Here is a 14730-nt window from a genome sequence, read left to right on the forward strand (position 1 = left end):
AAGTGTTAAAACCACTACAGTTGAACCCTGCTCTAGTGTACGAACTGTTTTGGGTAGATGCCAGAGCGTTCCCTACTGTCCTACTCGCATGTCCTGAAAATAGAGGCTTGGATCTTGCGCGACCCAGCCCAGGTCAGAATTTGAGCGGACTTCAAACCGCAGCAGGGGTTCCTGATCAGGGGCGCTGCGACCAACCGTGCCGAGGCGATCGCCCGCCTGCACCCGCTGCCCCACCTGCACCTGAATCGTCCCCAACTGGGCGTATCGCGTTTGCAACCCTTCGGGATGATTGACGACGACTAGGTTGCCGTAGTTTCCTTGATTGGCCGCAAAGGCGACTGTGCCCTCGCCCGCTGACACCACCGGGTTTCCTTCACTGGCTGCCAGGTCTACGCCGCTGTTAAACACGACCTGCCCCGATCGCGGATCGATTTGCCAGCCATAGCCCTTGATCACCAGCGCCACCGTTGGGCTACCCAGGGGGTGGGTTCTCAGAATCGCCGCCGCCCGATCGGGGCTGGTAATTCTGGGGCGAGCGTTGGGGTCGGCCGCAGCCCCCACTGCTGTATCTCCGGCTGCCGGGTTTGCCGAAGATAGCGTTGCACCGGGGATGAACGCAACCCGACCCGGCGGGCGACAGCCGTTTGCCTCAAACAGCACATCTGCCCGCACGCGATATTGCTGCGCCAAGTCTCGCCAGGTGCGTCCGGACGGAACCTCTACCCGCAGCCCGTTGATCGGCGGAATCAGCAGACTGGTTCCCACGGGCGGATTGCCCTGCCGCAGCACAGAGTTCATGCCGATCAGGGTTTCTGCCGTCAGGTTGTGGCGCTGGGCTAGGCTGGCGATCGTGTCTCCGGCGCGGGTCTGGTAGCGGGTCATCCGGGACAGCACGGGCGCAGGGCAGAGCGAGTCGGTGGGTGCATCGGCGGCCTGGGCAATCGATAGGGCACGGGCTGGGGACGGATCGGGCAGGCTGGCTTGGGCGATCGCCCCTTGGCTCATACCTACGACCCCCAATCCCAGCAAAACCATCCCACCCAAATCAGCGCCCCGGCGCTTGCGATATGCCTGAAATTTCTCGCTCATGGATAACTCTTCTCTAACCAACGCTTCACCAAGATTTGCTCAAAAACTAGCTCAAATGTCTCCATCCTAGCCAGCCACAAATCGCTCTTGTGAGAGATTTTCTGGATTCTTCCCTGCAAAAAAATCCAAGAAAGATTACGCTGGAAGCGATCGCCCTAATGATAATGAGCAAGACCGAAGCGCCCGTCTGACGGTTACTTTAAAATCGCTCTGGATCGCTAAACCTTTACGCAGTCTCCCCACAGCATTCCGCCTAAATCTCTGCCCGCCCGATCCCTTCGTCACTGCTTCTCAACTCCGTCTCATGGTCAAATCTTTGAAATCTTGGGGCACGTATGCCGCCGTGCTGGTGATGGGTGTGGGTCTGGGCATGGCCGGACACGCGACCTGGCAGTCGTTCAGCCCCGTCCGCACCCCTCAGCCTTTGACCAATCGCAGCCCTGCCAACATGCCACCGTCCCTGGCACCCGTGGCGAACGAATCGCCGCCTGCGCCGCCGAGTGTTCCCAGTGCCCAACCCTATAACTTCATTGCGGCTGCCGCAGAGCGCGTTGGCCCGGCCGTGGTGCGGATTGATGCATCCCGCACCGTGAGCCGGGTTCCGCCAGGAGCCAGCCCCTTCTTTCGTCGATTTTTTGGCGAGGAGGGCCCGAGCGCCCCGGAGCGGCTGCGGCGGGGCACGGGGTCTGGCTTTGTGATTTCACCCAATGGGCAGATCATCACCAATGCCCATGTTGTGGAAGGAGCCGACACGGTGCGTGTGACGCTGAGGGACGGGCGCGAGTTTGAGGGCCGGGTGGTGGGTGCAGATGAGGTGACGGATGTGGCGGCGATCGCCATCGATGCGACCGATTTGCCAACTGTGACGCTGGGCGGCTCGACCAACTTGGTTCCGGGACAATGGGCGATCGCCATCGGCAATCCTTTGGGACTGGACAACACGGTGACGGCGGGCATCATCAGCGCTACAGGACGCTCCAGTTCCGAAGTCGGTAGCCCCGATCGGCGAGTTCGTTTCATCCAAACCGACGCAGCGATTAATCCCGGCAATTCCGGCGGCCCGCTGCTCAACGACCAAGGCGAGGTCATTGGCATGAACACGGCCATTCGCGCCAACGCGCAGGGGCTGGGTTTCGCCATCCCAATCGAAACCGCCAAGCGAATTGCCGACCAGCTTTTTGCCACGGGACAGGTCGCGCATCCGTTTTTGGGCATTCAAATGACCAACCTTACCCCGGCGCTCAAGGAAGAATTGCAGAAAAACGTCGAAGACCCGCCCTTCGATCCGTCAAAACTCGCGGTCGATCGGGGCGTTCTCATTCTCCAGGTATTGGAAAATACCCCCGCTGCCACGGCCGGACTTCAGCCCGGAGACGTGATTCTGAAGGTGGGTGGCGTTCCTGTTAACACTGCATCCGACGTGCAGGAGCAGGTGGATGGCAGCAAAATCGGCGATCTGTTGGCGCTAGAAATTAACCGGGAGGGTGAGGTTTTGGAAATTGGCGTGCGGCCCACAACCCTGCCGCGATCGCAGAATTAACCGCAGAATCGGCAGAATCAACCCCCAGCATCAACCTCCAGAATCAACCTACTGAGCAACATCACATGCTAGCTGCCAGACGACTCATCGCCGCTATCGCGAAACGAGCCAAACGCATCAGCCACGCTGACTTCTAGCTCCATGCGCTGCTCCATGCGCCGCAGGAAATAGCCTGTCATCATGGCAGAGGCGAGCAGCCCCGCCAGATTGTCGCGATCGGTTGTGATTTGCATCGTGAAAGCTTCTGAGGGCAGCATCCCCACCAGACCCTGCACATTTTGCGAAATGATATCTTTGATTTCTGGGCTGACAGACCGAGCCACTCGCGCCAGCACCTCTGGCGACTGGTGCTGGAGATACTTCAACAGTTCGTTGGCTTGCATCTCTTCGGCGCTACTGCCAAACAGTTCGGTGCTGTCGGGGTCAAAGTTCATAGGAACCCAGGAAGTCACGATAAGATTGAATCCTATTGTTACATTTATATTTGCGCCTGTGACAACGCTCCTTAAGGGAAATTACGGAACTTGATTAAACCATGACTCAGTATGACGCGCAGCCAAGTCGGGAATGGTGGGCCCAGCGCTGGGTTGATGTGCTGGAGTCGTTTGGCTGGGTGCGTCGTCTGGCCCGTGCCCGCAACTATGCCCGCGAAGGCAATGTGCTGTCGATTGAATTTCGCGGCGCGAAGGTTCATGCGCGGGTTCAGGGCACTGCGCCAGAGCCATACAAGGTCACGCTGTCCCTCGATCCGTTTGATGATGAGCAGTGGCAGTATGTGATTGAATCTCTGTCTCAGCAGGCGATTTTTTCTGCCAAACTGCTGGCGGGCGAGATGCCGCAGAATATTGAAGAAGTTTTTACGGCTAACGGACTGAGCCTGTTCCCGTTTACCAAGTTTGATATCCACAGCCGCTGTTCTTGCCCAGACCCGGCGAATCCCTGCAAGCACATTGGGGCGGTGTATTATGTCCTGGGCGATCGCTTTAGTGAAGATCCCTTCGTCCTGTTTCAGTTGCGGGGGCGCACCAAGGAGCAGATTATCAGCGAGTTGCGTCGGCTCCGCAGCGCCAGTCCCGATGCGCCGCCGCCAGAAGAAACACTCAATCCGCTAACCGCTCCGCCAGTTTCCGCGTCTTCGGCGATCGCCCTGCAAACCTTCTGGAAGTATGACCAGCAGCTAGAGCCGTCGCTGGTGGTCATTGCGCCGCCGCCCAGTTCAGAAACCGTCCTCGATTTGCTGGGGCAGATGCCGCTGCGTTCCGAGGGCAGTACGTCGGGGTCGGTTTCTGCCCATGCGGTGAATGAGTATCTCCGCAGCCTCTACAGTCAGGTAGCGCAGCAGGCCGTGCTGTCCGCGATGACGGCTGGAACCCGGCCAGAAGAAAGCTGAGTCAGCAAGCTGAGTGAATGCTGAGTATACGCTAAGTAAACGCTAGGCAACGGGTTCGCGGGTCTGGTTCAGGAACGCCTCGATGGTTGCCATGTAAGTTGCTGCATCTTCCAGCATGGGGAAGTGTCCTGTCTCGGCGATGACGCAGTGGGTAATGCGATCGCTCAAGCTGGCGGCCTGCTGCCCCATCGAGGCAGGGATAATCTGGTCGTATTCGCCGGAAATTAGCAGTGTGGGAACCGTGAGGCGGGCAAATTCCTGCGGCATCACGTCTACGGCCTTTTTGCTGACGGCGGTGTAGATCGTGCCCAGGGCCGCCTCGTAGTCGGCATCGAGATAGTCAGCCAGAAACGCGCGGCGATCGCCCGCCGGAATCGAACGACGCAGAAACCGCGCCATAAACAGTTGGTCTACCAGTGGGATATGCCGCAGCCAGCCGGGGCGAAAATCCACCACGTACTTGCCAAAGCGGTAGAAGGCTTCAAACGCCTGCTGGTTATATTCAAAAATGCCGCTGCACGTCAGGATGGCGCGATTGACCCGCTCAGCGTATTGGTTCAAGAAAAAAACGGCGATCGACGCTCCGGTGGAATGGGCATTCAGCGTCACCCGCTCCAGTCCGAACTCGTCGAGCAGCAGCGCTAGGTCGTCTGCATAGGTTTCTAGCTCATAGCCGATGGCGGCTACGGTTTCTGGAATGGGGCGGGGCAAGTGCGATCGCCCAAATCCCCGCAGATCGTACAGCAAACAGTCGTATTGCGACATCAGCCGCCGAGCCGTCGATTCCCAATAGCGAGCCGACCCCGCCCAACCGTGCAAAAACACTAGCACGGGCCGGCTTCCAAACGGTTCTGAGCCGGATTCACAAATCCATTCGTAATAGTGATCAACGCCGCGAATCGAGCAGTAAGGCATCGAGTAAACCCTGACCTCGCAAACCCTCAGGCAGACTCCGGCTTCGGCAGAGAAGATGGGTGCATCAGCAACTCTGCAGTCGAGCGCATTTCCACCATCTCGCGAGTGATGGCACAGCGCGTCACGTCCTTGCGCGACGGCAACTCGTACATCACGTCCAGCATCAGTTCTTCCACAATGCTGCGGAGCGCGCGGGCCCCGGTCTTGCGGCGGTAGGCTTCCTTGGCGATCGCCCGAATCGCGTCCGGCTTAAACTCAAGCTGCACGTTGTCCATCTTCATCAGCTTTTGGTACTGCTTGACCAGTGCGCTGCGGGGTTCCGTCAAGATAGCAGCCAGCGCATCCTCATCCAGCGGATTCACCACCGCCATCACCGGAACGCGCCCGATAAACTCTGGAATCAGCCCAAACTTAACCAGGTCATCCGGCTCCAGATGCTTCAGCACATCCGCCGTGCGCTTGTCTTTGGACTGCTGCGCGTCTCCCGGCTGCACAAAGCCCATCGACTTCTTCCCGATCCGCTGCTCCACTGCCTTTTCCAGACCCACGAACGCGCCGCCGCAGATAAAGAGAATATTACTCGTGTCGATTTGAATGCAATCCTGATAGGGATGCTTCCGCCCGCCCTGGGGAGGAACATTGGCAACCGTCCCTTCCAGCATCTTCAGCAGGGCTTGCTGCACGCCCTCACCCGACACATCCCGCGTAATCGAGGGATTTTCGCTCTTGCGAGCAATTTTGTCTATCTCGTCGATGTAGATAATTCCGCGCTGTGCCTCTTCAACATCCAGATCGGCCACCTGCAACAGCCGCAGCAAGATATTCTCCACATCTTCGCCGACATATCCTGCTTCGGTCAGCGTTGTCGCATCAGCCACCGCAAAAGGCACATCTAGCATTTCCGCCAGGGTTTGGGCCAGCAGCGTCTTACCGCAGCCCGTCGGGCCAATCAGCAGGATGTTGGACTTTTGCAGCTCAACGGCATCGTCTGCCTTCCCGCCATTCGCAGACTTGCTCTGCACAAAACTGAGGCGCTTGTAGTGGTTATAAACCGCAACCGAAAGAATCTTCTTAGCCTCATCCTGACCGATCACATGCTCATCCAGGTGCTTCTTAATCTCGCGGGGTTTGGGAATCTGGCTGAGGGAAAGACGCGGCGCACGAGCAGCCCGCTTTTCAGGCTGCTGCTCTCGACGCGGCGAAGGCTGGGGCACCGTGGAACTAGAGTCAAATAGCTCCTCATCCAATATTTCGTTGCACAAGTCAACACACTCATCGCAAATGTAGACCCCTGGGCCGGCGATGAGCTTGCGAACCTGCTCTTGCGACTTACCACAAAACGAACATTTCAGATGAGAGTCGTATTTTGACATGGTCGCCTCTTAATTCACTGCGGAGAGGGTCTCTCTGGCATCGGATATTCCCGGCCGAGAAACAACCTGATCAATTAACCCGTAGGCCTTCGCTTCTTCAGCAGACATAAAGAAGTCGCGCTCTGTGTCCGCTTCTATGCGTTCAAGAGGCTGCCCCGTATGCTGTGCCAATAGCTCGTTCAGCGTCCGCTTATGATACAAAATTTCTCTCGCCTGGATCTCAATATCCACAGCTTGCCCCTGGGCACCTCCCAGCGGCTGGTGAATCATAATCCGGGAACTGGGCAGGGATAGACGCTTGCCCTTGGTGCCTCCCGACAGCAAAAACGCGCCCATGCTAGCGGCCAAACCGTAGCAAATCGTAACAACATCGGGGCGAATTTGCTTCATCGTGTCGTAGATGGCCATTCCTGCTGTGACTGAGCCACCCGGCGAGTTGATGTAAATTTGCACATCTTTTTCGGGATCTTCGGCATCCAGAAAAAGAAGCTGGGCAACTAGCAGATCTGCAACGTTGTCATCAATAGGAGTGCCCAAAAAAATGATTCGCTCTCGAAGCAGCCGGGAATAGAGGTCAAAAGCTCGTTCACCCCGACCAGACTGCTCAACCACCATTGGAATGGTGTTCACCACGTCAAGGGGATGTGGGGACAGAGACGAAACAGCCCCAACGAGATTGCTGCTAGCGTCGGATCTAGAAAAATGAGGCAGAACCATACAAAACCATTCAGCGACTTAAAAGAACTTTTGAATTCCAGAAGGGTAGAAAAGAATGAGCGTCTGAGGAGGCTTCTGCAAAGGGGATTGAGCTAGGACGGGCGGCTATGCGTTACAGGGTAGAGGTGAGAGGCTTTTGAGTTCTGATTCAGCGTAGCCACCGAAGACAGTTATTGGCTGAAGACATTTATTGGCTGCTGTTAGCTGCTATTGGCTGCATAAAGCTGCTCGATAGACTCGATAGAGTTGTCTCCGAATCAAACCGTGCATAGTCTTGTACAACAATTACAGCAATTACAGCAACTTCTCCGTGGTCTTTGCTAACCGATCCGTTTAGGTCTTAGTGATTCAGAGGAGTGCCGCTAGGGAGCACCTACCTTGAAACGCGATTCAGAGAGTCAAATCAAGAGTCAAATTCATCCAAGCTTTTGAGGAATTGAACCTACCAGATCTCAACTACATCTCAGCTAGATTCAGCGATATAGCCCTCACTAAACTCGACAAAAACACGCTAAACCCGGTATTGCCTAGATTAGAAGTACCATACCCGTCATTATGCCCTAAGTCGCAGGAGACGGGTAGGCAATCTCCAGAGGATCTATAGATTTGGAAGCGCCACGGATGGGAACTGTTACTTTCTGTAAAAGTGCTGAATCCTCAAAAACGAATGAAGCTGAAACTCAATGGCGGCTAGAGTGAGAAACCGACACACTGCTTAGTATTGCTCAATCAGGCTTCATCTTTTTTGGACTTAGGAGTGCTGCGCTTGCGGGCAGCAGGCTTGGCGGCTGCTTCCTCTGGCGCTTCTACCTCGGCGATCGCCTCTGATTCAGCACTTTCTGGGGATTCTGCTGCCGACTTGGCTGATTTTGAGCGGGTCGTCGATTTGGATGTCTTTTCGGCGGGTGTGGCGGGAGCATCAACTTCTGCCACGACTTCTACTGCTGCTTCTGGGCTAGCGGGTTCTTCTGCCAGGGCGGGTTCGGGTTCAGCGCCAACCTCGACAGCATCCTCCGTGCTAGATGGCGTGCTGGATAGAGTGGCTGTGTCGGCCGCGTCGTCCTGGGTGGGTTCCATTTCCACTGGCTCTTCCTTCACCAGCGTTCCTTCAGGAACCAGTTCCACAGTGCTATTGGCTTCCAGAAACTCAAAGATTTTGTCGCGGATTAGATCTTCCTCGATCACCTCCCGCAGGCGATCGCGATCGACAGACCGCCCCTCCAGATCCTCTAAGACCTCTTCAACTTTTGCTTCAACTTCAGCAGCGTCCACTGTAATGGACTCCTGCTTGGCTACCTCACCCAGAGCCATCGTGCGCCGGAGGCGGGCGATCGCCTCAGGGCGGGATCGCTCTCGCATCATGTTTACCATCTCCGGCGTAAACATTTGCTTAATGTCCATACCCTGCTCAGCGAAACGCATTGCCGTCTGGGTAATCATGTGATCCACCTCGCGGCGAATCAGGGTTTCGGGCAACTCAACTTCCAAATTGGCAACTAGCGCTTCGAGCAATGCTTCCTGTTTGTTTGCCTTGGTTTTGTCATTGGCCTCGTCTTGGAAGCGTTTTTCCAGCGACTCGCGCAATTCTGCCAGGGTTTCAAACTCGCTGATGTCCTGAGCGAAATCGTCATCCAGTTCCGGCAGTTCCTTTTCTTTGAGATCCTTCAGCGTCACCGTGAACACGGCGGGCTGTCCGGCTAGCTCTGCCTGCGAGTAATCTTCGGGGAATGTTGCCTCAATCTCCTTCGTCTCTCCGACCGACATGCCGATGATGCCTTCCACAAACCCAGGAATGAAGCGTCCTTCAGACAGTTCTACCTCGAAGTCCGTCGCGCTGCCGCCCGGAATTTCCTTCGGTTCGTCGCCCGTGATCTGTCCCGAAAAGTCGATGACGGCGATGTCGTGCTCTTTTGCCGGGCGACCCTCGACGGGCACGCGCGTTGCCGATCGCTCTCGATAGCTTTCGAGGACTTCATCAACCCTTTCCGGTTTATAGAGGATTTCCTCCGCTTGAGCGGTTAGCCCTTTGTAGTTAACCAGCTTGGCAGTTGGCGCAACGTCGATCGACAGCGAAACCGTCAGCGGCTGGCCCGGTTCGTATTGCTCCACCAGTTCATCGAGAGACGACCGCAGTTCTGCATTGCCCAAGGCATCGATCTTTTCTTGCTCAAGTACCTGACGGAGCGAATCCTCGATCAAATCCTCGATGGCGGTCGCCTTGATGCTGCGGGTGCCATAGCGCTGCAAAACAACCTGGCGTGGCACCTTTCCCTTGCGGAACCCAGGAATATTGGCATTGCGGATAAGCTGTTGCAGGGTCTTTTCGTAGGCCTGCGAAGTAGACTCGGAGGGAATTTCAATCTCTAGCCCTAGCCGACTGGCCGGGAGTTTTTCCTGGGTAACTTTCATTCGATAATTTCTCGCAGCGTTGTTCAGAACAGCCCGTTCGGCATCGTCGCAATTAGCTATCGTAGCGGATTCTGTCTCAATCTGCATCTTGCTGTTGACACCGTTGCCACCTTTGGAGTTAGCGCGAGCCTCCCAGATCCTGCTGAGTGCTTTGCCCTGAGCAAACCGGAAAAACAGATGAGTTAGAATACTGGCTCTAGAGTTGCCTCAAAATTCTATAAGCGTCTATCGCTTGAGCATTGGCTTAAGGCATACTCAACAGTACATCTTCTACTTGCTTGCTGCTTGTACTCGCTACTTGCACTGTCTGAACTGTTTTACATGACCGAAGACTGGAGGAAATGAGTTTGTCGCAATCCTATCGAGTTGCCATTTTGGGGGCGACAGGAGCCGTCGGAACGGAACTGCTGAGCCTGCTAGAAGAGTGCCGCTTTCCGCTGGCTGATTTGAAGCTGCTGGCATCTCCCCGCTCGGCTGGGCAGACGCTCATGTTCCAGGGAGAATCTCTGACTGTAGAAGCGGTGGGCGATCGCGCGTTCGACAATATCGACATCGTGCTGGCCTCGGCAGGCGGCTCCACCTCCAAAGCTTGGGCAGATCGGATTGTGGCTGCTGGCGCAGTGATGATCGACAACTCCAGCGCCTTTCGGATGCACCCAACAGTCCCCCTGGTGGTGCCAGAAGTCAACCCTGGCGCAGCGGCCGAGCATTCTGGCATCATTGCAAATCCCAACTGCACGACCATTTTGATGAACGTGGCGGTTTACCCACTGCATCGCGTGCAGCCCGTCCAGCGCATCATAGCAGCGACTTACCAGTCTGCCAGTGGAGCCGGGGCACGAGCGATGGAAGAGGTGCGGCTCCAGAGCCAGGCCATTTTGGACGGCAAAGCGCCTGTGCCAGAAGTTTTGCCCTATCCGCTGGCGTTTAACCTGTTTCCTCACAACTCGCCCATGACTGAAACAGGGTATTGCGAGGAAGAAATGAAAATGGTGAACGAAACCCGCAAGATTTTTTCAGAGCCAAGTTTGCGGATTTCTGCGACCTGCGTTCGCGTCCCGGTCTTGCGGGCCCATTCCGAAGCCATCAACCTGGAGTTTGCCGCGCCCTTCAGCCCTGACCAAGCGAGAGAGATCTTGTCCCAGGCTCCTGGGGTCAAGCTTGTGGAAGACTGGCAGGCAAATTATTTTCCGATGCCGATGGATGCGACCGGACGGGATGAGGTGCTGGTCGGGCGGATTCGTCAGGATATTTCCCATCCTAATGGGCTAGAACTCTGGATCTGTGGCGACCAGATCCGCAAAGGAGCGGCGCTCAATGCGGTTCAAATTGCTGAGTTGCTGATTGAGAAAGACTGGCTGCGTCCGGCTGAGCGGGCGATCGCCACGCCACAGAGCTAGCGTTTCCGAATCCTGGAGCTAGAGACCTGATTATGATCATGTTTGGACGAGTCATTACGGCAATGGTGACCCCCTTTACCTCGGATGATGAGGTAGACTATGCCGCTGCCGAAGCTCTGACTGATTACCTCGTTACCCACGGCAGCGATGGGTTAGTGGTATGCGGTACCACGGGCGAATCGCCGACATTAAGCTGGGATGAAGAGTATCAACTGTTTCAAGTTGTGCAGAAAGCGGCGGCTGGACGCGCTAAGATATTAGCGGGAACTGGATCGAACTCTACTAAAGAGGCGATCGCCGCGACTCAGAAAGCTGAAAAGCTCGGCTTAGATGGATCGCTTCAGGTCGTCCCGTATTATAACAAGCCGCCCCAGGAAGGGTTATACCAACACTTTCGGGCGATCGCCGAGGCCTGTCCTGACCTGGCGATTATGCTGTACAACATTCCGGGACGGACGGGGCAGAATCTCACCGCTGAAACCATTGTTCGGCTTTCCGAACTGCCTAACGTGGTCGCAGTTAAGGAAGCAAGTGGTAACCTTGACCAAGTAAGCCAGATTCGACGTTCTACACCGATGTCCTTCGGTATTTACGCTGGCGATGACTCTCTGACATTGCCTACGCTGTCGATAGGGGGGCAAGGCGTGGTGAGTGTCGCCAGCCATTTGGTGGGTCTGAGTCTTCAAGAGATGATTCAATCCTATGAGCAGGGTCAGGTTCAGCGTGCGGTTCAGATTCATCTCGAACTCTTTCCTCTGTTTAAGGCGCTGTTTGTGACTACGAACCCAATTCCGATCAAAGCCGCACTCAGGCTCCAGGGTTGGAAAGTTGGTGATGCTCGGTTACCATTGGCAGATGATCTTGCAGCAACGGAATCTTTGTTAAGCCGGGTGATGGCAGATTTGCATCTAGTTCCGGGAGAATAGCTAGCGCAAGAAGCTGGCAGCCGCCGATTGACATTAAGAAGGTTGGTATCAAAGAATCCGTATCGCCTTGGCTAAGTACAGAGTTGACATAAGGCAATGGTGCGGCAAAAGGGTTAAGGGCACATTTAGATTTGGATAGATTTGGACAAAGTCTCTTAGATGCAGAACTGAGGCAGAACTTGCAGCAAGATTTTGAAATTGATAACCCGATGACTCTTGCCAATGCACTCAGTCAACCCTGACTTTCGAGCGATCGCCCAAAGCATCTTTCTCAGATTTCTTGAAAACTGAATATCAATTGGTACAAGCTTTTAGTAAAAGCTTTTAGTAGAAGCTCTATAGTCTCGCAAGTTGAGGATTGCTTCCTTCCTTTAGCACTGGGCCGTATCTGCTAAATATTAATTTCGCCAGGAAAGAGATCTTTCTGTTTATTAGCTTATAGACTTCTTCAGTGACTTATCTAACGCCTTCCACCATCTCACATCAGGCTTGCTTCCTTAGGTTGTTTAAGTTAAAGATCGAGTTAAAAAACTACATTAGAACTGTCATTAAAGTGACTTTGATGACAGTCCTAGCTTCAACAGGAAACACCCCCAACTTTGAACTCCTCTAGTCTTTTCGTCACTTTTGAAAGAGGTAAGAATGCCTGTTTTTCATTCTGTTTATCTATTGTTTATTTATATGGAGGCGATCGCCTAGAGGCATCTTCTCTTCAATTTTTAAGGAATCTCAGGTTTTTGGTAAATCTGAGGGAGGCTTCAAAGCTGCGTTCGACTGCCGCTACCTTTTTGTCAATCCTTCTAATTCTTTTTTGTCAATTCTCTAAAGTTTCAAATCCAAACCTAGATCAAGGACCTACATGAGTCAAAACGACCAAAACTCCGCCCTCAAAATTATCCCTTTGGGAGGGCTGCATGAAATTGGTAAAAACACCTGCGTGTTTGAATATGCTGATGAAATCGTGTTGCTAGATGCAGGTCTGGCCTTTCCCACCGATGGAATGCACGGCGTAAATATCGTGCTGCCTGACACCACTTACCTGCGCGAAAATCGCCAGAAAATCAAGGGCATGATTGTCACGCATGGACACGAAGATCACATCGGCGGCATTCCCTTTCATCTCAAGCAGTTTGACATTCCGGTAATGTACGGGCCACGTCTGGCAATGGCGCTGCTAGAAGACAAACTGGAAGAAGCAGGGGTTGCCGATCGCACGGAACTACGCACCGTTCGCCCCCGTGAAATGGTGCGGATTGGTAAATATTTCCTGGTAGAGTATATCCGCAATACCCACTCCATTGCGGATAGTTTCAGCGTGGCAATTCACACCCCCTTGGGCGTTGTGATTCACACCGGAGACTTCAAATTTGACCATACGCCTGTGGATGGCGAATACTTCGATATTCAGCGTCTTGCAGAGCATGGCGAGAAGGGTGTCCTGTGCCTAATTAGCGACTCGACCAACTCAGAAGTACCCGGACACACTCCATCTGAGCGCTCCGTTTTCCCCAATCTCGATCGCCACTTTAGTCAGGCAAAGGGACGGCTGATTGTCACCACCTTTGCCTCGTCGGTGCATCGGGTCAACATGATTTTGGAACTGGCGAAAAAGCATGGGCGCGTCGTGTCGGTGTTGGGACGCTCGATGCTCAACGTCATTGCCCACGCCCGAAAACTGGGCTACATCAAGTGCGAGGACGATTTGTTCGTGCCGCTCAATATGGCCAACAAAATGCCCGACGAGAACGTGCTGATTTTGAGTACGGGGTCTCAAGGTGAGCCTATGGCTGCAATGACCCGGATTGCAAATCGGGAACACAAGCAGATCCAGATCCGCAAAGGGGATACGGTGATCTTTTCGGCAAATCCGATTCCTGGCAACACCATCGCTGTCGTCAACACGATCGACAAGCTGATGATGCAGGGGGCCAACGTGATTTATGGCCGTGACAAGGGCATCCACGTTTCGGGACACGGCGCACAGGAAGACCAGAAGCTCATGCTGGCGCTGACGCGACCGAAATTCTTCCTGCCCGTTCATGGCGAACATCGAATGCTCGTCAAGCACGCGGAAACCGCTCAGAGCATGGGCATTCCCGCCGAGAATATGGTGATTATTGACAATGGGGACGTGGTGGAACTGACCCAGGACAGCATTCGAGTAGCGGGTAAAGTGCCGTCGGGAATCGAACTGGTGGATTCTTCACGCTCTGGCGTGGTACATCAGCGCGTGCTGAAAGAGCGGCAACAGCTTGCCGAAGATGGCGTGGTGACGATCGCTGCGACGATTGGCTGGAATGGTGAGTTGGTGTCTGTCCCTGCAATCCATCTGCGGGGGGTCGTGACCTCCGTGGAGAAATCTCGGCTGGAGCGCTCTGTGGTGCAAACCTTAGAAACCGTGCTGAGCGATCGCTGGAAAGAGGTGACTCACAATTTTGGCGACGGAGAAATTGACGTGGATTGGACGAAGCTACAGGCGACCCTGGAAGCCGAACTGCGCCGACAGTTGCGCCGCGAGTTTCAACGGAGTCCGCTACTGGTGTTTTTAATGCAAACGCCAATTAAGCCCGTTTCAGTGTCCAACGGCACCCGTCGGCTAGAGGCAGAAAAGGTGGCTTCTTAGACGACAAGCGACTAGACGGCGGATAAGTTCATAGATAAAGCAAGACAAAGAGGGACACAGCCTATCAACTGCGTCCCTCTTTTGCTTGACAGAGATTAACCCTAGCAGGTTGGACAGATGCACTCAACTCAAAAAACTTGAGCGCTCTATCCAGCGGGCTTAACCACGATCCAGCGACCCGTCTGTGGATCGCGATAGGTTGTGAACGGGTTGGTTTTCAGGCTTTTTGGGCGATCGCCCGACTGCTCGATCAGCGTGGCGGGCTGTGCAAACGGCGGGTTCTGGTTCTCCATAACGACGCACCCCAGAAGGCTTATTTAGGCGGGACTCTTAACCTAGATGAACGCC

At 54.7% G+C, this 14730-nt stretch carries 11 protein-coding genes and 1 pseudogene; 5 read left to right on the forward strand and 7 right to left on the reverse strand.

Annotated elements, in window-relative coordinates:
• Window positions 1–72: 72 nt before the first annotated feature.
• Window positions 73–1089 carry a M23 family metallopeptidase gene (locus JTM80_RS04815; RefSeq protein WP_205370700.1) on the reverse strand — a complete coding sequence of 339 codons (1017 nt, stop codon included), beginning with the start codon at window positions 1087–1089 and terminating at the stop codon, window positions 73–75.
• 304 nt (window positions 1090–1393) lie between these two features.
• Between JTM80_RS04815 and JTM80_RS04820 the strand changes: the two genes are divergently transcribed.
• Window positions 1394–2629: an HhoA/HhoB/HtrA family serine endopeptidase gene (locus JTM80_RS04820; protein ID WP_172354764.1), complete on the forward strand. Its 1236-nt coding sequence runs from the start codon at window positions 1394–1396 to the stop codon at window positions 2627–2629.
• A gap of 68 nt (window positions 2630–2697) precedes the next feature.
• Here JTM80_RS04820 and JTM80_RS04825 read toward each other — a convergent pair whose 3' ends face one another.
• On the reverse strand, window positions 2698–3063 hold the full coding sequence (locus JTM80_RS04825; RefSeq protein ID WP_172358841.1) for a DUF760 domain-containing protein: 366 nt from the start codon (window positions 3061–3063) through the stop codon (window positions 2698–2700).
• 101 nt (window positions 3064–3164) lie between these two features.
• On the opposite strand from JTM80_RS04825, the gene JTM80_RS04830 reads away from it, so the two are divergent.
• Window positions 3165–4019, forward strand: a complete 855-nt coding sequence (locus tag JTM80_RS04830) for an SWIM zinc finger family protein (protein ID WP_172354762.1) — start codon at window positions 3165–3167, stop codon at window positions 4017–4019.
• Window positions 4020–4061: 42 nt separating this feature from the next.
• On the opposite strand, the gene JTM80_RS04835 is transcribed toward JTM80_RS04830, so the two are convergent.
• From JTM80_RS04835 to tig, 4 genes and pseudogenes are all read right to left on the reverse strand, one after another.
• Window positions 4062–4934 carry an alpha/beta fold hydrolase gene (locus JTM80_RS04835; protein ID WP_172354760.1) on the reverse strand — a complete coding sequence of 291 codons (873 nt, stop codon included), beginning with the start codon at window positions 4932–4934 and terminating at the stop codon, window positions 4062–4064.
• A gap of 26 nt (window positions 4935–4960) precedes the next feature.
• Window positions 4961–6307, reverse strand: coding sequence for an ATP-dependent protease ATP-binding subunit ClpX (clpX, locus tag JTM80_RS04840; RefSeq protein ID WP_172354758.1), 1347 nt, complete (start codon window positions 6305–6307; stop codon window positions 4961–4963).
• A gap of 9 nt (window positions 6308–6316) precedes the next feature.
• Window positions 6317–6922 carry an ATP-dependent Clp endopeptidase proteolytic subunit ClpP gene (gene clpP / locus JTM80_RS04845; RefSeq protein ID WP_225906832.1) on the reverse strand — a complete coding sequence of 202 codons (606 nt, stop codon included), beginning with the start codon at window positions 6920–6922 and terminating at the stop codon, window positions 6317–6319.
• A 1122-nt stretch (window positions 6923–8044) separates the two neighbouring features.
• Window positions 8045–9433: pseudogene (gene tig / locus JTM80_RS04850) on the reverse strand (trigger factor); the annotation flags it as partial.
• 347 nt (window positions 9434–9780) lie between these two features.
• Here tig and JTM80_RS04855 point away from each other — a divergent pair.
• The 3 genes from JTM80_RS04855 to JTM80_RS04865 all read left to right on the forward strand — a co-directional run bounded on the left by JTM80_RS04855 (window position 9781) and on the right by JTM80_RS04865 (window position 14382).
• Complete coding sequence (locus JTM80_RS04855; RefSeq protein WP_172358840.1) at window positions 9781–10833, forward strand: aspartate-semialdehyde dehydrogenase; 1053 nt, start codon at window positions 9781–9783, stop codon at window positions 10831–10833.
• 32 nt (window positions 10834–10865) lie between these two features.
• The gene (gene dapA, locus JTM80_RS04860) at window positions 10866–11759 is read left to right on the forward strand and encodes a 4-hydroxy-tetrahydrodipicolinate synthase (RefSeq protein WP_205370705.1); all 894 of its coding nucleotides are present in this window, start codon (window positions 10866–10868) and stop codon (window positions 11757–11759) included.
• Window positions 11760–12618: 859 nt separating this feature from the next.
• Window positions 12619–14382: a ribonuclease J gene (locus JTM80_RS04865; RefSeq protein ID WP_172354750.1), complete on the forward strand. Its 1764-nt coding sequence runs from the start codon at window positions 12619–12621 to the stop codon at window positions 14380–14382.
• 146 nt (window positions 14383–14528) lie between these two features.
• On the opposite strand, the gene JTM80_RS04870 is transcribed toward JTM80_RS04865, so the two are convergent.
• On the reverse strand, window positions 14529–14675 hold the full coding sequence (locus JTM80_RS04870) for a hypothetical protein (RefSeq protein WP_172353191.1): 147 nt from the start codon (window positions 14673–14675) through the stop codon (window positions 14529–14531).
• Window positions 14676–14730 lie beyond the last annotated feature (55 nt).

Source organism: Thermoleptolyngbya sp. PKUAC-SCTB121, from assembly GCF_016919485.1.
In the GTDB taxonomy this organism is placed as follows: Bacteria; Cyanobacteriota; Cyanobacteriia; order Elainellales; family Elainellaceae; genus Thermoleptolyngbya; species Thermoleptolyngbya sichuanensis.

Coding starts and splice junctions, on each gene's coding strand:
- JTM80_RS04865 (WP_172354750.1), top strand. CDS start 12,619: ATGAGTCAAAACGACCAAAACTCCGCCCTCAAAATTATCCCTTTGGGA.
- JTM80_RS04820 (WP_172354764.1), top strand. CDS start 1,394: ATGGTCAAATCTTTGAAATCTTGGGGCACGTATGCCGCCGTGCTGGTG.
- clpX (WP_172354758.1), bottom strand. CDS start 6,307: ATGTCAAAATACGACTCTCATCTGAAATGTTCGTTTTGTGGTAAGTCG.
- JTM80_RS04825 (WP_172358841.1), bottom strand. CDS start 3,063: ATGAACTTTGACCCCGACAGCACCGAACTGTTTGGCAGTAGCGCCGAA.
- JTM80_RS04835 (WP_172354760.1), bottom strand. CDS start 4,934: ATGCCTTACTGCTCGATTCGCGGCGTTGATCACTATTACGAATGGATT.
- JTM80_RS04830 (WP_172354762.1), top strand. CDS start 3,165: ATGACTCAGTATGACGCGCAGCCAAGTCGGGAATGGTGGGCCCAGCGC.
- dapA (WP_205370705.1), top strand. CDS start 10,866: ATGATCATGTTTGGACGAGTCATTACGGCAATGGTGACCCCCTTTACC.
- JTM80_RS04815 (WP_205370700.1), bottom strand. CDS start 1,089: ATGAGCGAGAAATTTCAGGCATATCGCAAGCGCCGGGGCGCTGATTTG.
- JTM80_RS04870 (WP_172353191.1), bottom strand. CDS start 14,675: ATGGAGAACCAGAACCCGCCGTTTGCACAGCCCGCCACGCTGATCGAG.
- clpP (WP_225906832.1), bottom strand. CDS start 6,922: ATGGTGGTTGAGCAGTCTGGTCGGGGTGAACGAGCTTTTGACCTCTAT.